Source organism: Paenibacillus agricola, from assembly GCF_011440305.1.
Taxonomy (GTDB): Bacteria; Bacillota; Bacilli; order Paenibacillales; family NBRC-103111; genus Paenibacillus_S; species Paenibacillus_S agricola.
In genome coordinates, this window is the sequence record NZ_JAAOIW010000017.1 from 41,529 (window position 1) to 60,337 (window position 18,809).

Genomic DNA, 18,809 nt, shown 5'->3' on the forward strand with positions numbered 1-18,809 from the left:
ATTTATTCCAAAAGTAAAGTATACATAGAATATCATGAAATGGACCAAGGTACAATAGAACATTAAAGGGAATGAGTGGATGTAAGCGTTACCTAATTTGCATAATTGGTGAATAAATAAAAAAAACGAAAGATTTTCATCATCTACAAAAGCGAACGAACTATTAGCCAGTCCAGGTAATAGTTCGTTTTTTACTTAGTATAAGACGATCATTCAATTCGTTTTCTTCTATTAAATGTATGGTTTTAGCTTGGCAAAGGCATGGTCTGCCGCAGTTATCGTGTCAGCTATATCCTGCTCGGTGTGCGCGGCCGTCATAAACCAGGCTTCATATTTGGAGGGGGCCAAGCAGATGCCCTGCTCCAGCATTGACCTGAAAAAATGGGCGAATAGCTCGCCGTCGGTATCTTGGGCTTCCTCATAGTCGCTCACGGGATGGTTGCAAAAATGGGTCGATAATGACCCACGGATGCGATTGATCGTGAGCGCGATTCCATGAGCGCGCGCCGCCGCGGCAAGGCCGGCTTCGAGGCTTGCCGCGAGCCGGTCAAGCCGGTCGTAGAGGCCCGGCTCCTGAAGGGCTTCTAGGCAGGCAATGCCTGCCGAGATGGACGCCGGGTTGCCGGCCATCGTCCCGGCTTGATAAGCCGGGCCCAGCGGGGCCACCTTGTCCATGATCTCCTTGCGGCCGCCATAGGCGCCAATCGGCAGCCCACCGCCGATGATTTTGCCAAGCGCCGTCAGGTCGGGCTCGATGGCCGCGTAGCTAGGAGCCTCCAGGCCATCGAAGGTCTGGGCCGCACCGTAATGGAAGCGGAAGGCGGTGATGACCTCGTCGTAGATGACGAGGGACCCATTGCGGCGTGTTGCGGTGCAGAGCCGCTCCAGAAAACCCGGCTTTGGCATCACCATGCCAAAGTTGCCGACGATCGGCTCGATCATCACGGCGGCGATCTCGTCGCCCCAATGTGCCAGCGCTGCTTCCAGCGCCTCGCTGTCATTGTAGGGCACCGTGATGACTTCACTTGCGATGCTCTTAGGTACTCCGGCGCTGTCGGGTATGCCGAGCGTCGAAGGTCCCGAACCCGCAGCAACCAGCACCAAATCGGAATGGCCGTGGTAGCAGCCGGCGAATTTGATGATTTTGCTGCGCCCGGTGAAGGCACGGGCAACGCGGATCGTAGTCATCACGGCCTCTGTACCGGAGTTGACGAAGCGTACTTTGTCGAGCGACGGAATGGCCGACTTAAGCATCCGCGCGAATACGACCTCAAGCTCCGTGGGTGTTCCGAACAAGGTGCCGTTCTCGGCAGCACGGCAGATTGCGGCGGTTACATGCGGATGCGCATGCCCTAGAATGATCGGCCCGTAGGCGGCTAAATAATCGATGTAGCGTTTGCCGTCCTCATCCCAGAAATAGGCACCTTTTCCGCGTTTCATAAAAACCGGGGCACCGCCACCTACAGCTTTGAAGGAACGGGAGGGGCTGTTGACCCCGCCTACGATATGTTGAAGCGCCTCGTTGTATAAAGCTTCCGAACGGGAGCCTGTTGGCTTATTAAGGTAAGGCTTAGTCATGTTAAATACGACTCCTTCTACATCTGATGAAATTTATGAAACCTAGCCTATAATTATTTGTAAAGTCAGCATCTATAGCATTTATTTGTGCCTATAGCATTTACTGAACCAACAGCCCTTTGATCACAATCACAGCTTGCCCTTGGATCAGCACACGGTTATTAGCTGCTTGCAGCTTTACAGCGCCGCCCCTTGCGGAGAGCTGGATTGCTGATAACGTGCTTTTACCGAGCTTATCTTTCCAATAGGGAGCTAGCGCGCAGTAGGCAGAACCCGTAACAGGATCTTCATCCACACCTACTGGGGAGAAAAAGCAACGGGCCACAAAATCATAGTCGGGATGCTCTGATGGGCCCGTTACAAGCAAGCCGCGGCTAGGCAGCTCAGCAAGGGCTCTGAAATCCGGTTTAAGCTCGCGAACCTCTTTTTCTGATGCCAGCTCTACGATGTAATCAAGCCGATTGCGGCAAACAGCAACAGGCTGGGAATTGCCCAAGGCTTGCGCTAATTGGGGAGGGGCATCACAGGGAACCGGAGGCTCTGCCGGGAAATTCAGCTCGATCCCATTGTCAAGCCGTTTGGCTGTCAGCACGCCGCTTTTGGTGTGAAAGCGGAGCAGGTCCACACCATAGGCAGCGCCTGATTCCCAGAGCACCTGTGCGCTTGCAAGCGTTGCGTGCCCGCACAAGTCGACTTCTGCAACCGGAGTAAACCAACGCAGCCGATAGCTGCCATTATCCATCGCACATAAAAAGGCAGTCTCAGATAAATTCATTTCTGCGGCGATTTGCTGTAGCCAGTGGTCATCCTCTGGAAATGCTTCCAATATACAAACAGCTGCCGGATTTCCGGAAAAAGCAGTGGAAGTAAAGGTATCAACCGTATAAATTGAGATCATCTTAAACAGCTCCTTATAAGTTGAAGTAGCTAGAATTAATTCACTTATAAATTTGGTTCTGTACCAGGAAAAGCTATTCCGTCCCACAGTGGTGGCAAGGAATAGCTTTTCCTAGTACAGACTTGACGCAGTATTTTATGCTGCTTATCGTTGCGGTTCAGCGGCTTGTGGCGGGCTTAGCTTCGTTAGTAGCTTCAGCCTCGAGCTTGCTTCCTGTGCTAGTGGCTGGTTTAGCTTCAGCTGAAGGCTTCACCACGGAGGACCCGGTGGCCGGGCTTGAGGCAGGCTTACTGGACGAGTCTGCGCTGCTAGCCCCTGTCACAGGCTTGGCAGCCGAACCAGCGGTCTGGTCTGTGGTAGATTTGCTTGTCCCGTTTGCGGCTGTTCCAGCAGGCAGCTTATCAACCGTTTCAGTCTTGGTGTTTGAATCCGACTTAGCATCTGCTACAGGCTTAGTAAGCTGGCCTGAGGTAGATTTGGTTGTTGTACCGGAGGTCGAGCTTGTGGTCGGCTTATTGGCCGAATCGGCAGCAGTGCCAGAAGCAGGCTTGCCAGCCGTGCTGGATGTGGAGCCGCTGCTTGTGGTTGGCTTGTTAGCTGAGTTAGCAGCCGTTCCGGCTCCAGCCGCAGGCTTGTTGGCCACGCCTGAGGTCGAGCCAGTGCCAGTGCTGGCAGCTGGTTTATTAGTTGTGCCAGAAGTGGAGCCAGAAGCCGGTTTCTTCGTCGTTGTAGGGCTCACTACGGGAGCCGGTTTAGGCGTTACAGCCGGCTTATTCGCCGCCGCATAGCTTGTATCCACCCGCCCTGTTATCAATGGACTCGCCCCATTAACGGAATTCACTTCTATGCTGTTATCCTCGTTATTGTTCATTTCATTTACCGGCGGCGCATTGGGATCCGGTTTCTCCAACAAGGCTTTGATGAAGGCTTGCAGCTTATCACGGTTAACGCCTATCACATCAGCACCGCCAACCTTCTTTTCCTGCAAAAGCTCGAAGGGAGGAATCTGCTGGCTGGTCATTCCCTCGGTCTTGGCTTCATAGCCTAAAGAACCCAGTTTGATCATATCGGTAGTGGACAAATTGGTCTCAATATAAGGGTCAATGCTGCTCAATATCCATGGAAGCTTAAGCAGGGAAGAGGTCGATTGCATCTTTTTCACAACCGCTTGGATAAAATTACGCTGCCGCTCTGTACGTGAAAAGTCACTCATAGCATCATGGCGAAACCGGACATATTGCAGCGCCGTTGTACCATTTAGATGCTGCAGTCCCTTTTTCAAATTAATATCATATTCAGGCCCATCCTCGGAATCCGAATATTTCATATCCTTTTCTACATCCATCTCAATGCCGTCGATCGCATCTACCAGAGCAATAAATCCTTTGAAATCCGTATAGACATAATACTGAATTGGAATACCAAGCAGGTCGCCTACGGTTTTCATCGTCAGGTTCGGGCCGCCTAATGCATAAGCCGCATTGATACGATCCTCGCCATAGCCAGGGATTTTCACATAAGTATCCCGCATGATCGAAAACAGATGCGCCTTTTTAGTTACCGGGTCAATGGAGGCTACAATTAAAGAGTCTGAACGGGGCACCTCATTTTGCTTTAAGCCCCGAGAATCGCCTCCGAGAATCAACAAATTCACCCGCTGTTTTCCTTCCCATTTGGGGGGGAGGTACGTTTCGATGTTTTTGGATACGTTTTGTGTGGACAATGTGTTCGGTTTCTTTATCGTCGTTTCCGGCTTGGATTGAATATTATTGGCAAAGCTCATAAAGGCATATGTATAATATCCAATCCCGCCTACGAGCAGCAGAGATAACGACAATAACGTCCATTTTAATTTTTTAAGCATATTTGCGCCTCTTTCATAGTTGTACTAATTTCCTTTTGCTTTGGAGTTGGTTCGTGTATCATAACGTATAGGATTAGGAAATGTTGCAGGTTCATGCATAATGGTGGCAGGAAATGATAGCCTTCTTCATTATAATACAATTATAGTTCGTTTGTTTTATTTATATCAAGTTTCGCGTTAAGGAATATTTTGTCGAAACGAAACCATCAGGAGGAAGCCATGCTAGCGATTGACGTGAATGACCTGCGTAAGGAATTCCAGATTCAGAAAACCCGCGAGGGGCTTAAGGGTGCGATCCGTGACCTATTCAACCGTGAGTACAGCCAAGTAACAGCGGTTAAAGATATCTCCTTTCAAATTAAAAAGGGTGAAATATGCGGTTATATTGGGGAAAATGGGGCTGGCAAGTCCACAACGATTAAAATGCTGACAGGCATTTTGGTTCCTACCTCCGGCAGCATCAAGGTGAACGGCTACATCCCCCATAAGGAACGTGAAGCCTTCGTTAAGGGCATTGGTGTTGTGTTCGGGCAACGCAGCCAACTATGGTGGGATATTGGTGTCATTGAATCCTTCCAGCTGCTTAAAAAAGTGTACCGTGTCTCCGAAGCCGAATTTAAACCGCGATTAAGCGAGCTGGTGGAGCGTCTGCAGCTTTCAGATCTGCTGAACCGCCCCGTGCGCAAGCTAAGCCTTGGCCAAAGAATGCGCTGTGAGCTGGCAGCATCACTGCTGCATAATCCGCAGATCCTATTTCTCGACGAGCCGACGATTGGCCTGGACATTGTTGTGAAAACAGAAATTCGTGAATTTCTGAAGTCGATGAATCAGCGCTTTGAAACGACGATTCTGCTGACCACTCATGACCTTCAGGACATCGAGGCGCTTTGTTCGCGCGTCATTATGCTGGATGATGGACGGATTATATATGACGGCGGGCTGGCAGAGCTCAAAGAAAAGTGGGGCAAGGGCAAAGACATTATTTTGCGCTTTGCAGAAGCTGTACAGCTGGAGCGGCTACAGGAGCTGACTTCTGGCATGGAAGTACATTGGTCGGTAGATGATGAATGGACAGCCCGTGTCTGGATTCCGCAAAACAAGGCCAATGTCTCGGAAGTGCTAAGCCGTGTTGTTGGTGTGATGAGCATTGAAGATATTCAAATTACCCAAATGGAAACCGATGATATTGTACGCGAGATTTATCAATCTGGTTCCGCTGTTGCCAAGCCAACTTATCGCAATGAATCGGATTCCGGGCAAGCCTCGCAGGAGAAGGAAGTGGCTCCGCATGCTTAGCGCTTATTTGGAAATCATCCGGATGCGCTTTTTGATGATGCTGGCTTACCGTGTTAATTATTACAGTGGCATTATCATTTATACATTGAATATAGGCGCCTATTATTTTCTGTGGAAAGCAATTTATGGAACCAAAGAAGTTTTGGGTGGCATGACGGTTTCGCAGATTACAACCTATGTGGCCGTCTCCTGGATGGCGCGCGCTTTTTATTACAATAATTTGGACAGTGAAATTGCCAGAGAGATCAAGGACGGCAGTGTTGCCATCCAGTTCATTCGCCCTTACAACTATGTTTTCGTGAAAATGATGCAGGGCTTGGGCGAGGGCATCTTTCGCCTGCTCTTGTTTATGGTGCCTGGGATGGCCGTGGTTTCGCTGCTGTTTCCAGTCAAGCTTCCAACGGACCCGGTTGTATGGGTTGTCTTCCTTCTTATGTTATTTCTAAGCTTCTTAATTAATTCACAGATTAATGTGATTACAGGGCTATTTGCTTTTTTTCTTGAAAACAATGATGGCTTGATCCGCATGAAGCGGGTTATGGTCGATTTATTCTCGGGATTGATCGTGCCGATGTCCTTTTTCCCAGGCTGGGCGGAGAGCATCTTGAAGCTGCTGCCCTTTCAGGCAATTACCTATTTGCCAGGCTCCGTGTTTACAGGCAAAGTAACCGGCAATGCGATTTATGAAGTTTTAGGTGTACAGCTATTATGGGTTGCGTTATTAATTGTGCCTTTGGGATTATTATGGCGCAGTGCACGGACGCGGCTGTTCGTGCAGGGGGGATAAACAGGATGGCATTTTATGCGGGCCTGGTGCTCGATTATTTCAAAAATTACATGAAGACGCGGCTAAGCTATCGTTCTGACTTCTGGATCGAGGTGCTTTCGGATTTATTATTTAACGGGCTTAATTTATTTTTTATTCTTGTTGTCTTCCAGCATACCGAGGTTATTGGTGAATGGAACGAGCAGCAGGTGCTGTTTGTATATGGGTACTTTATGGTCGCTTTTGGGATTTTCAGTACCTTTTTTAATTTGTTCGGCTTTACGGAAAAATATATTGTCAAAGGCGAGATGGACCGCATTTTAACACGCCCAGCCTATAATCTGGTGCAGCTGATGCTGGAAAATATGGATCCATCCGCCTTGTTCAGCGCCTTGACGGGTTTTCTGATTATGGTTTATTCATGGTCGCATCTGGGCTTCGAGCTCTCATGGTATGATCCTTTCGTGTTTATCCTACTAGTGGCGGGCTCGATCATGGTATATGGAGGCATTTACATCTTCTTTACGGCAATGTCCTTTTTCACGGATTCACCAACCGGGATTTTGCCGCTCATCTATAACATACAAAATTATGGGCGTTACCCAATGACCATTTATAACCGGCTGCTTGGCTTTTTATTGACTTGGGTGCTGCCTTTTGGTTTTGTTGGCTTCTATCCCGCTGCTTATTTCCTCGACAGGGCGAATTGGGGAAGCTTTGCGCTGCTGACTCCGCTCGTCGGTGCTGGCTTCCTCGTCTTCGGGCTGATGGTATGGAACTTTGGCATTAAGCGTTATCGCGGTGCAGGCTCGTAGGGCTGGTACTAACGATATATGGCATCGATTCAGAAGGTCTGGCAGGTTTATCGCTTAGAAATTCCCGAAATCCCAAACCACTTGCTGTGGAATGGGATTTTTTGTGATTCTGCTGGGTAGCAGGCGATTGTGGCGGACTGGATGTATCTGGAAATTCAGCTTACATTCAGCTACAGATCATTCTTTATTCATAAACTAGCGTTATAGTTTAGAGGTAAGCAGCAATAAATTTCCTTTGAAAAGGAAATACATAAGAGCGTACCTTACATACATAGCGGAAGGAAGTGGAAGCGATAAAATGCCGAATCAAGGCGTAAAGAGAAACTACTGTAGCAGTAAAAAACTTGCATTTACGACCGAAGGTGATCAGCTCCAATCTGTGAGCGAAGGCAGCCAGCACCAATTTGCCAACGAAGGCAACAGGTCTAAGCCGCGTAAGTGGCGTGGGCGCTCAAGACTGCGCCTAAGTGGCATCGTGTTATTATGCGGAATTTTTACCGTTATCTCGGCCTGTAGTCCGTCGGCCAATAAAAGCGGTAGCGGAGAAGGTGCCTACTCTGGAGAAAAAGTAGTGCAATCCATCGACAAGCTCCAACCGCCCGCCTATTGGCCGACTAGCGGCTGGATAACGGCAGTACCTGAGGAGCAAGGGGTCGATTCCGCGATGGTCGCCTCCATGGTAGATGAATTCAAAAGCCATAATTTGCATAGCTTTGTCATCATTCGCAACGGCTACTTATTGGCCGAGGGTTATAATCAGAGCGTAGATGCTGAGAGCCGGCAGCTGCAATATTCCGTGACCAAAAGCGTTACGTCGGCCATTACGGGCATGCTTATAGCAGAAGGGCTGCTTACTGGGGTGGACCAGCAGCTAAAGGATTTTTTCCCTAGCGTTCAGAGGGATGCAACGAAAGCCAATATTTCTTTGGCCCAGGTGCTCTCGATGATGTCCGGGCTTGAATGGGACAATAAAGCAGAGCGGTCCTCCGTTGAAATGGCAGATTCCCCGGATTGGTTGCAGTATGTGCTGGATCGTCCTGTTACGGAGCAGCCGGGAACCTTGTTCAAATATAATAATGGCAACGCCCATCTCATGTCCGGCGTGCTGCAAACGGCATTGGGTGTACCGATGAGCCTGTATGCCAAAGCGAAGCTGTTCGAGCCACTGGGCATTACCAATATGTCATGGGGACTTGATCCGCAAGGCTATACGATCGGAGCCTGGTCGCTGCAATTAACGGCGCGGGATATGGCGAAGTTTGGATTGTTGTATTTACAAAAAGGCCAATGGGATAACAAGGAAATTGTGCCGCAGTCCTGGGTAGAGGAATCGGTCAAGCAACGGGTTGCCGAAAATTACGCAGATGGGACACGAGGCGGCTACGGCTATTTTTGGTGGCTGAAGCCCGTTACTAACACGGGAAATGCGATGCTGGACCATGATGCTTTTTATGCAGCGGGCTCAGGCGGGCAACGTATTTTCATAGTGCCGGATTTAAATTTGGTGATGGCTGTGACCGGGAACAACCAGAAAGAGGACTATATGCCGGAAAGCATGCTGGTGAAGGCAACTACGGCTGTGCGGTCCGATGAGCCTTTACCTGCCAACGCGGAGGCTGCTGCCAAGCTTACTGCGGCGATTCAAGCCTTAAAGGCAACAGTGGACAAGCCTGAGTAACGATAAGGATTAGAGTCGTGTATAATTAGGGCTCTAAGATACGTTACTATATACGAATGAGGTGGACTCCGAAGATGGCACAAGCTGAATTACAAGTTGAAGTGGGCCAGGCTGTTCCAGATTTTACACTGCCCTCTAGCAGTGGTGAAGAAGTATCTCTCCAGCAGTTCCGTGGGAGCAAGCTCATTATTTATTTTTATCCGGCAGATAACACACCAAGCTGCACACAGGAATCCTGCGATTTTCGCGATGCCCATCCCTTGTTTGGGGAAACCAATACGGCCGTGCTGGGCATTAGCCCGGATGATCTGAAATCCCACAACAAATTTATAACCAAGCATGGGCTTCCTTTCCAATTGCTCTCCGACCCAGACCATACGGTATGCGAATTATTCGGCGTCTGGCAGCTAAAAAAGTTGTACGGCAAAGAGTATATGGGCGTTGTCCGTTCTACCTTTCTGATCGACGAACATGGCATCCTGGTTAAGGAATGGCGCAAGGTAAAGGTGAAAAACCATGCAGCCGAGGTGCTTGAAGCAGTAGGGGCCAAAGAATAGGGCTATAACAGGCGCGGTATAGCTCATCCAAGCGCAAACAAAAAACCATTCAGCCCATTGGTCCTTAAGCGGATCATGGCGGAATGGCTTTTTTCTTGTGCAGCGCCGGTATGCGCGGGTATTGTAACCGGAACGGGGCTTCGAGGTTATTGTTGAGGATGAAGAAATTTGTATTTTGTTGTAAACTGGATGCTAGGATAGATTTGCCAAGAGCATGTATGGAGGTTCGGATACCGGAGCATGCAGGAAAGGCAAGGATACCCAAGCCTTTATTTAGGGGGATTAACCATGGAAGTGACTTTAACAGGATTTGCCGATGAAATCTCGCCTGATCTGGAGGTGCAACTGGATGTGCTTGCGTCAGAGGGTATCCAGTACTTGGATTTGCGAGGGGCTTGGGGGAAAAATGTTGCTGCTATGACCGACGAGGATACCGCTGCTATTAAAGCACTGCTCGATTCCAGAGCGGTTAAGGTCTCCTCGATAGGCTCGCCAATTGGGAAAATTAAGGTAACAGATGATTTCGTCCCGCACTTCATATTAATGGAGCGAATGATTCACTTGGCCAAATATTTCGAAACGCCGTATATCCGCATTTTTTCTTTTATTATTCCGGAAGGTGAAGAACCAAGTAGGTATCGTGATGAGGTTATACTTCGTATGAAGCAGCTTTGCGTGCTGGCCGAGCAAGAGGGCGTAGTGCTGCTATTGGAAAATGAAAAGCATGTGTATGGAGATATCGCTGAGCGCTGCTTGGATATTCTGCAGGCTTGCGATTCGAAGTCGCTGGTCGCGGCGTTTGACCCCGCTAATTTCATTCAATGTGGCGTAGCCTCGATTATGGATGCGTTCAAGCTGTTACAGCCGTATACTTCGTATATGCATGTGAAGGACGCGCTTAAGGAAAGCGGCAGCGTGGTTCCATCCGGCGAGGGCGACGGCGAATGGACGCAGCTGGTGGCTGCATTGTCAGCGCAAGGCTATAAAGGCTTTATGTCCTTGGAGCCACATCTCAAAGCGGTTGGGGCTTTTGAGGGACAGACTAATCCCGAGCTGTTCGTAGTAGCATCGCAAGCGCTGAAAAAGCTACTGCTTGAAGCAGGATGTACTTGGAAGTAGACGACGTTGTCCACATTTTGTCCACAATTAGCTATGTCTTATCCACATATGGGTGGTATACATCCACAAATCATCGATAACTTATCCACAGTTACAGGGATAGGTATACTCCGTTTCTGGGAATAATACACTTGAGCCCAGGCCTTCCTCCTTGCAATTGGGAGAGAAGGCTTCTCCTTATTACAGACATATGGACTGTTCTTTTCTCCCCTGGCGGCTGGGCCCAATCATTTTCGTCGCAAGCATTGCCCTTTCGGTGGGGGAAGCTTATAATTATGACTATTGATTTAGAGCATGCTTTAGGAGGAAATTATGGACAAGCCGAATGAAATGATTGTCGTATTGGACTTTGGTGGCCAGTACAACCAGTTGATCGCCCGCCGGATTCGTGATTTAGGTGTTTATAGCGAGCTATTGCCGTACAACACATCTGCGGAGAAGCTGCAACAGCTGGCTCCCAAGGGGATTGTGTTCTCGGGAGGTCCATCGAGTGTGTATGGGGAAAATGCTCCATTAGTCGACCCAGCCGTTTATGATTTAGGCATTCCGATTTTTGGTATTTGCTATGGGATGCAGCTTATGGCGTACCAGCTTCAAGGCAAGGTAGAGAAAGCATCCAAACGTGAATACGGAAAAGCTGAGGTTGATTTTGCCGGTCATTGCCGCCTCGCACAGGATCTGGATAAGCTGCAAACCGTCTGGATGAGCCATGGTGACCATGTAGTGGAGCTGCCAACTGGATTTATTGTTGATGCCAGTACAGAGCATGCCCCGATTGCCGCGATGAGCCACCCGGATAAAAATCTGCTAGCCGTGCAGTTTCACCCTGAAGTCCGCCACTCTGTTTATGGCAACGACATGATCCACAACTTCCTTTACAATGTGTGTGGCTGTGAAGGCAAATGGACAATGGAAAGCTTTATTGAAGATACAATTCGAGATATCCGCAACCAAGTCGGCGACAAAAAAGTGTTATGTGCGCTAAGCGGCGGCGTGGATTCTTCCGTTGTTGCGATTTTGCTGCATAAGGCGATTGGCGACCAGCTTACATGTATGTTTATTGACCATGGTTTGCTGCGCAAAGGGGAAGCCGAAAGCGTAATGGAAACCTTCGTAGGCAAATTTGGCTTGAAGGTTGTTAAAATCGAAGCGCGCGACCGTTTCATGGGCAAACTGAAGGGCATAGACGATCCCGAGCAAAAGCGCAAGCTGATCGGTACGGAATTTATCCGTGTATTCGAAGAGGAATCGGTTCAATTCGACGATTTCACCTTCCTGGCCCAAGGCACGCTGTATACGGATATCGTAGAAAGCGGCACGGCTACGGCACAAACAATTAAATCCCACCATAACGTAGGCGGCTTGCCTAAGGATATGAAATTCAAGCTTGTAGAGCCTTTGAGTGCGCTATTCAAGGATGAGGTACGCAAGGTCGGTGAAGAATGCGGCCTGCCACCCGAAATCGTCTGGCGTCAGCCCTTCCCAGGGCCAGGTCTTGCGATCCGCGTATTGGGCGAGGTTACGGAGGAAAAGCTGGAAATCGTCCGCGAATCCGATGCGATCCTGCGTGACGAAATTGCCAAAGCGGGCTTAGACCGCGAGATTTGGCAATACTTCACGGCGCTTCCGAATATGAAAAGCGTGGGTGTCATGGGCGATGCCCGTACCTACTCGTATACTGTAGGCATTCGTGCCGTGACCTCCATTGACGGGATGACTGCGGACTGGGCGCGTATTCCTTGGGATGTGCTGGAGAAAATTTCGGTGCGGATTGTCAACGAAGTCGACAACGTGAACCGCATCGTCTACGATATTACTTCCAAGCCACCTTCCACGATTGAGTGGGAGTAGTAACATAAGCCGACAATTTGTAACAAACATGTAATCAGATTTTCATCGTTCCTTAATGAAGCTAGTCTATACTACTAAGTAACCCCCCTTTTTAATATATTTTCTTCAGACCCACAGCCCGTTGCTGTGGGTCTCTTTTTGCCTTGGCAATGAAATGGTAGTAGGGAAAATGCTGTGCTCAGTCTGTTCTCCTTTACATCGAGGATGCGGTAGTAAGGGTATATGTGAGTAAAGATCCAAATAATTACTTATAAATATCTATGGATTCCGAACTTTGATCCGGCATCAGGCTTTTATTGTTCGGAAAATCCATTGACAAGCCAAGACTGCACTTTTACAATAAGGATGGATATTCATGATTTGGGGCTTCTAACAATTTTGTGGGGGGATTTAGGAAAATGGATCAATTTTTTAAGCTTAAAGAAAACGGCACGACAGTACGTACCGAGATTATGGCCGGATTAACGACCTTTATGACGATGGCCTATATTCTTGCGGTCAATCCGAACATTCTGAGTGCGTTTGGATCGGGTGCCACAGGCATGGATTGGATGGCTGTATTCCTAGCAACAGCAATTGCCGCAGGCGTCATGACGATCGCAATGGGGCTTTTCGTGAATTTTCCGGTTGCCTTAGCGCCGGGTATGGGCTTGAATGCATACTTTGCCACGATTATTTTATCGTCCCAAGGCCAATTTACATTTCAGATGGCGTTGGCAGCGGTGTTTATTTCCGGTTTGATTTTTATTGTGCTTACAGTCACCAAGGTTCGACAAATGCTGCTGGTTGCGATACCGGACAGCCTCAAGCATGCGATTACGGTTGGGATCGGGTTATTCATCGCGATTATCGGTTTAAAAAACAGTGGACTGATGACGATCGCGGTAGAATCGCAAAAGGACATTCCTGCTAATAAATTTACGGATGTGTTATCCTTTGAATCGGTAATCCATATGGGAAGCTTGCATAATCCGGGCGTCCAGCTTTGTATCATCGGTCTTGTGCTCATCTCGATTTTAATGGTGCTGCGTGTCCGCGGAGCCATTTTATTCGGTATTTTGTTAACCACGGTGGTCGGCTATTTCATGGGTCAAGTTAACCTGGGTATGCTAAGTGATCCCAAAACAACCTGGGTTCCCGATTTAACCAAGCTTGCCTTCGCCCAGTTCGATTTCAAAGGGCTACTGAATGTAGGGATTATCTCAGTCATTGCTACGTTTACGTTTGTTGAATTGTTCGACACCTTTGGTACTCTGGTGGGAACTGCGAACCGTGCTGGATTTATGAAAAATAGAGCCGAAGGCAATAAAAAAGTCGGCAAAGCGATGATGGTCGATGCTTTTGCGGTAAGTGGCGGCGCCTTGGTAGGCACGAGCACATTGACGGCTTTTGTGGAAAGCTCCGCGGGAATTGCCCAAGGGGGTAGAACGGGCTTGACAGCTGTTACAACGGGCGTCTGCTTCCTGCTGGCTTTGTTTCTGGCACCAATTGCTGCCTTAATCCCAGGATCGGCTACGGCCGCTGCGCTTATTGTTGTAGGCGTGCTGATGATGCAATCGATCAAGGAGATTGATTTCCAGGATTATGTGGTAGCTATTCCCGCCTTTCTTACTATTACGCTTATGCCCTTCACTTACAATATCGCAAATGGCATTTCGTTTGGAATTGTGACTTACGTTATTTTGGCCTCGGCTGCTACGCTGGGTGGGCGCGGACAATATAAAATCCATTGGCTCATGTGGGTATTAGCTATCCTGATTGTACTTCGGTACGTGTTTATTGGCAGTGAGGGGTAATCTAACAAAAATCCAGATTTTTGCTTAGTTATTTGCATGGACTTGGAACCTTGTAAAGCTTATATTTATAGTTAAACTTTACCCGTGGAGGTATCATGGATGTTTGATCTTTATGAGGACGCTGAAAGGCTCACCAAAAACACACCTTTTGAAGAGTTCATCTCACCCTACCAGGACTTGCGTTATTACGCTTCATCGGTAACCCCGGGCCTGCGTTTGGCAGCCAATATTATTAAGCCAGAGCAGCCAGCTTCGATATTAATCCAGCTACACGGATGGCATATGAGCATGCCCAAGCCCGAAAAAAGGGAAGTGCCACTGCCGGGAGCGCCTTATCTTGTTGTACAGATTGATATGCGGGGGCGCGCATTCTCGGAGGGTAATGCCGACTGCAACGGCTTGGAATTGATTGATATTTATGACGCCGTACAATTCGTACGAAGCCAATATGCGGGACTTATTGCTGACCCGGCTATTATCCATTTGGAAGGTGGAAGCGGCGGGGGTGGGAACGTCCTGGCCGCGGTGAATAAATTTCCTGATTTTTTTGCCTCGGCTGTAGGATTGTATGGGATTTCGGATTATGCGGAGTGGTACAAGCAGGATCAAAAAGGTGAATTCCGCGACGATATGGACATATGGATTGGTTACCCGCCAGAGGCGAATGAAGAAGGGTTTAAGGCGCGCAGCGGCTTGTATTTGCTGGATAATTTGCAGGTGCCTTTATACATTGCGCATGGAGATGGGGATATCCGGGTTCCTGTGCAGCATTCCAGACAATTTATCGAAAAGGCAGAGCAGCGCAATAAAACGCATTTGCTTCGTTACACAGAGCTAACGGGTGTAGGGGGATGGGGGCATTTGGACCATATTACCGATGACCAGCGAAACCTGATTAGGCAAGAAGGAGAAAGGCAGCGTCTGGAGCATAGTGTGCCCATCTCCATCCCCGAAGCAGGCCGGCTGTGGGTAGGTGGATATCTATATACCAAACCATTCCAAGTACATTTGGAGAGCATAGATCAATTGGCCATACTAGATTACGACCAAGAGACGGGCATTATGAATCTAACTGCGCGTAAGCCTTATGCTTACCGGATCCAAAAAGCAGATGGTACGGTGGTTGAGGGGAAATGCTCGGTTGTTGAAGACTTAGTAATCTAATCGTTAACGGGGATAATGGAATTTATTGTTAAGGCATTGACATTGCTTCGCCAGCATACTATACTAACAAACAATATCATAAACGCGAAGAACGGGAATAGTAATCGGTCGGATCTGTCCAGAGAGCTGCGGGTGGTGCAACGCAGTCAGAGAAGCCAATGAAACTCGCCCGGGAGCGGTAGAACTGAAGCGGTGTAGCGCTGCATCAGCAAGTAAGTTCTAACGGATAGCCTCCGTGATCGGGCCTGTGCTGATGCTGTACCGGATATCTTTTTATCCGTAATCATCGTCAGTGCTCTAAGCGGACTTCCGGCTAGCAGCTGGGGTCAACAAGAGTGGTACCGCGACAAGTTATGGCCTGTCGTCTCTTATTTAAGAGACGGCAGGCCTTTTTGGTTTCAATAAATCAATAAATTCACAAAATATAACAAACGCAATGAACGGGAATAGTAAAGCTTTCTTGTGCCCAGAGAGCTGCGGGGTGGTGCGACGCAGCCATAAGAAAGCTTGAAGCTCGCCCGGGAGCGGTACAGCCGAACCGAATCCAGACGAAAGGTCTGGCGGCTAGGCTATGACGGAGGATCCCCACGTGACCGGGGAGCGCAACAGGGGGTGGCTTTTCAGCATCGCCATATGTTGCGCATAAGCGGATTCCCTTGCCCGGGAATCAACGAGAGTGGTACCGCGGCGGCCTTAGGCCTGTCGTCTCTTATTTAGAGACGATGGGTCTTTTTTGCATCCCATAAGCAAGTTTTTACCATCCAATTTACCATACCCTAGGAGGCGTTACCCATGACAATCCATAATAATGAAGCTAAGCGAGTCCATATTTTTGACACCACACTGCGAGATGGCGAACAGGCACCAGGTGCTTCGCTGCATCCCGAGCAAAAAATCGTGATCGCCAAGCAGCTGGCGATGCTCGGTGTAGACGTCATCGAACCGGGATTTCCGATTTCCAGCCCCGGCGATTTTATGGCGGTCCAGCGGATATCCCAAGAGGTGCACGGCGTCGAGATTTGCGGCTTCGCCCGCTCGGTGAAGGAGGATATCGATTCCGCGATCCGCGCGACCGAGGCGGCTGAACGGAGAAGGCTGCATATGTTCTTGTCCTCCTCGAATATCCATCTGGATTTCCAGCTACGCAAATCACGTGAGCAGGTTATCCAAATTGCCCGTTCGATGGTAGCTTATGCGAAGCAATTCGTCGAGCGGATTGAATTTTCACCGATGGATGCGACACGCACCGGAGATGAATTTTTGTTCGAAATGATTGAAGCGGTCATCGAGGAAGGGGCGACCATCATCAATATTCCCGATACGGTGGGTTATGCGCTTCCTGAGGAGTACGGTGCGATGTTTACCAGAGTGATGGACCATGTCCGGGGTGGCAAGACGGTCGAATATAGCGCCCACTGCCATAACGATTTGGGGCTTGCCGTAGCTAACAGCCTAGCTGCCATTCGTGCTGGTGTGACCCAGGTGGAGGTAACGGTCAATGGAGTAGGCGAACGGGCAGGCAACTGTTCGTTGGAGGAGCTGGTTATGGCAATTGAAACACGCAAGGAAGCGCTGGGCGTCGAAACGGGCATTCATACCGAGCATATTTATGCGGTCTCGCAAAAGGTAAGCCGTGCCATGAGCTTCCCGATTGCCTTCAATAAACCCATTGTAGGGCGCAATGCGTTCCAGCATGAGGCAGGCATCCACCAGGACGGATTGCTGAAAAATCGCAATACGTACGAAATCATGGACCCGGATAAGCTGGGTGTGCCACGCAGCATGATCATTCTTGGCAAGCATTCCGGCAGGCATGCGATTAAGCACCGGGTCAGCCAATTCGGTGTAGAGCTGTCCAGCGAGCAGATGGAATCACTTTATGTGCAGTTCAAGGAGCTGGCTGACCGGCAAAAGGTAGTGCAAGACCACCAGCTGCTGGAATTGATTGGGCATACCGTCAATGAGGTGCTGGAGCCTTATACACTGGTCCAGGCACAGGTGCTGACCGGTACGGAGGGGCATCGGATGTCATCTTGCATAATCAGGGACAATAAGGCAGGCAAGGAGCAGGCTTATTCTGGAACGGGAGCAGGCGCGGTCGAAGCCTTGGTTGCCGGGATCAAGCAGGCTTTGCCTATAGAGGTTCAATTCACCGACCTGGAGCTATATTCCCTGTCATCCGGTGAGCAGGCTAATGGGGAAGCGGTCGTCACGGTTAGTGCAGATGCGAACCATTACAGGGGGGTGTCGGTTCATCAGGATGTGCTCATCGCGGTGGCCCAGGCTTTTATGGCGGCATGCAACCAAGCCGTAAGGGAGCATCAGCGTGGCAACCTTACCCAAGCTGCTTTTGCCAGCGGGAATATGGAAATAACGATTCCGTAAAGGGCGTGTAGACTTCAGCAACAGGGCAACGAATGATTTTCTCTGGAAAAATGTTAGTTGTGCAGGCTTCGTCATGCTGGTGCTGGTGTGTCTTAATAGAGAGGTGGCAAGCATATGGATCGGGTGATTAGCTATTATGAGTCCTTCGATGAGTGGGGACGCTTGGAACGGGAGCCCTTGGAATTTACGATTAATTGGCATTTTATCCAGCAATATTTGCCTGAGCAAGGTGAGGTTCTTGATAATGGAGCCGGTCCAGGTAAATACGCGATGAAATTGGCCGAGCAAGGGTATAAGGTTACTTTAGCCGATATTACGCCACGGCTGGTGGAAATAGGGAAGGCCAAGGCTGAGCAGCTGGGTCTGCTCGAACAATTCAGCGCCTTTGAAGTTGTTGATGCAAGAGATTTGAGCCGGTTCACGGATAGCCAATTTGATGCTTCTTTCATGCTGGGCCCACTGTATCATTTGCAACTGGAGTCTGATCGAATAACAGCCGTTCAAGAGCTGGCGCGTGTTACCAAGGCAGGCGGAATGGTATTTGTCGCTTTTATGCCGAGAGTCCGATTTGTACTGAGCTCGCTGATGGCTCCCGAGAACTGGAAGCCCAATGACCACGCCGGCCAAATTGCCAGCTTTATGGAATCGGGAGCCTTCGACCACCAAGATGAGGGCAGATTCACAGGTGCGTATTATTATAAAGTTGAAGACATCCAACCCTTTATGGAGGCCTACGGCTTTGAAACACTAAAAATGATCGGCTCCTCCCACATAGGCTCCTTGCTGAGCAAAGACCAGTGGAGCTATTGGAAGGATCGTGGGAATGAGGAGTATGAAGCCGTCATCGACATTCTCAAAAAAACAGCTGAAGATCCTTATTTATTAGGTGTCTCTGGACATATATTATATCTGGGCAGGAAAATATAGCCGTTAAAATGTGAGAATATTCGCAAAAATATTTTTAGCAAAAAAGGGCTGTGGATATAAGTTATCCACAGCCCTTGTGGATAGTGGGGGTAAGTGGCTTGAGGGCATGCCCAGT

The 18,809-nt window shown here is 49.1% G+C and carries 13 protein-coding genes, 1 pseudogene and 2 other annotated features; of the genes and pseudogenes, 11 read left to right on the forward strand and 3 right to left on the reverse strand.

Going from position 1 to position 18,809, the window contains the following annotated elements; translation table 11 throughout:
• Positions 1-231: 231 nt before the first annotated feature.
• The 3 genes and pseudogenes from G9U52_RS31000 to G9U52_RS40360 all read right to left on the reverse strand — a co-directional run.
• Positions 232-1,578 (reverse strand): glutamate-1-semialdehyde 2,1-aminomutase, encoded by a 1,347-nt coding sequence (locus tag G9U52_RS31000; RefSeq protein ID WP_166154971.1) that lies wholly within the window; start codon positions 1,576-1,578, stop codon positions 232-234.
• Between the two features lie 100 nt (positions 1,579-1,678).
• Complete coding sequence (locus tag G9U52_RS31005; protein WP_166154973.1) at positions 1,679-2,476, reverse strand: PhzF family protein; 798 nt, start codon at positions 2,474-2,476, stop codon at positions 1,679-1,681.
• A gap of 901 nt (positions 2,477-3,377) precedes the next feature.
• Positions 3,378-4,340: pseudogene (locus tag G9U52_RS40360) on the reverse strand (LCP family protein); the annotation flags it as partial.
• A 219-nt stretch (positions 4,341-4,559) separates the two neighbouring features.
• Here G9U52_RS40360 and G9U52_RS31015 point away from each other — a divergent pair.
• The 11 genes from G9U52_RS31015 to G9U52_RS31065 all read left to right on the forward strand — a co-directional run bounded on the left by G9U52_RS31015 (position 4,560) and on the right by G9U52_RS31065 (position 18,694).
• Complete coding sequence (locus G9U52_RS31015; protein WP_166154977.1) at positions 4,560-5,636, forward strand: ABC transporter ATP-binding protein; 1,077 nt, start codon at positions 4,560-4,562, stop codon at positions 5,634-5,636.
• On the forward strand, positions 5,629-6,423 hold the full coding sequence (locus G9U52_RS31020; RefSeq protein WP_166154979.1) for an ABC transporter permease: 795 nt from the start codon (positions 5,629-5,631) through the stop codon (positions 6,421-6,423). Before G9U52_RS31015 ends, G9U52_RS31020 begins: the two co-directional genes overlap by 8 nt.
• Positions 6,424-6,428: 5 nt before the next feature.
• Positions 6,429-7,217 carry an ABC transporter permease gene (locus G9U52_RS31025; protein WP_166154981.1) on the forward strand — a complete coding sequence of 263 codons (789 nt, stop codon included), beginning with the start codon at positions 6,429-6,431 and terminating at the stop codon, positions 7,215-7,217.
• Positions 7,218-7,515: 298 nt separating this feature from the next.
• Positions 7,516-8,895, forward strand: a complete 1,380-nt coding sequence (locus G9U52_RS31030) for a serine hydrolase domain-containing protein (RefSeq protein ID WP_166154983.1) — start codon at positions 7,516-7,518, stop codon at positions 8,893-8,895.
• Between the two features lie 74 nt (positions 8,896-8,969).
• Entirely contained in the window at positions 8,970-9,452 is a 483-nt protein-coding gene (bcp, locus tag G9U52_RS31035; protein WP_166154985.1) for a thioredoxin-dependent thiol peroxidase, read from the forward strand.
• Between the two features lie 288 nt (positions 9,453-9,740).
• On the forward strand, positions 9,741-10,571 hold the full coding sequence (locus tag G9U52_RS31040; protein ID WP_166154987.1) for a sugar phosphate isomerase/epimerase family protein: 831 nt from the start codon (positions 9,741-9,743) through the stop codon (positions 10,569-10,571).
• A 312-nt stretch (positions 10,572-10,883) separates the two neighbouring features.
• Positions 10,884-12,422 (forward strand): glutamine-hydrolyzing GMP synthase, encoded by a 1,539-nt coding sequence (guaA, locus tag G9U52_RS31045; protein WP_166154989.1) that lies wholly within the window; start codon positions 10,884-10,886, stop codon positions 12,420-12,422.
• A gap of 398 nt (positions 12,423-12,820) precedes the next feature.
• Positions 12,821-14,218 (forward strand): NCS2 family permease, encoded by a 1,398-nt coding sequence (locus tag G9U52_RS31050; protein ID WP_166154991.1) that lies wholly within the window; start codon positions 12,821-12,823, stop codon positions 14,216-14,218.
• 99 nt (positions 14,219-14,317) lie between these two features.
• A complete protein-coding gene (locus tag G9U52_RS31055; protein ID WP_166154993.1) occupies positions 14,318-15,382 on the forward strand; it encodes an alpha/beta hydrolase family protein in 1,065 nt (354 codons plus the stop codon).
• A gap of 78 nt (positions 15,383-15,460) precedes the next feature.
• Positions 15,461-15,754 (forward strand) — a binding site (T-box leader).
• A gap of 55 nt (positions 15,755-15,809) precedes the next feature.
• Positions 15,810-16,095 (forward strand) — a binding site (T-box leader).
• A 79-nt stretch (positions 16,096-16,174) separates the two neighbouring features.
• Positions 16,175-17,767, forward strand: a complete 1,593-nt coding sequence (locus G9U52_RS31060; protein WP_166154995.1) for a 2-isopropylmalate synthase — start codon at positions 16,175-16,177, stop codon at positions 17,765-17,767.
• 114 nt (positions 17,768-17,881) lie between these two features.
• A complete protein-coding gene (locus G9U52_RS31065; RefSeq protein WP_166154997.1) occupies positions 17,882-18,694 on the forward strand; it encodes a class I SAM-dependent methyltransferase in 813 nt (270 codons plus the stop codon).
• The last annotated feature ends 115 nt before the right edge of the window (positions 18,695-18,809 follow it).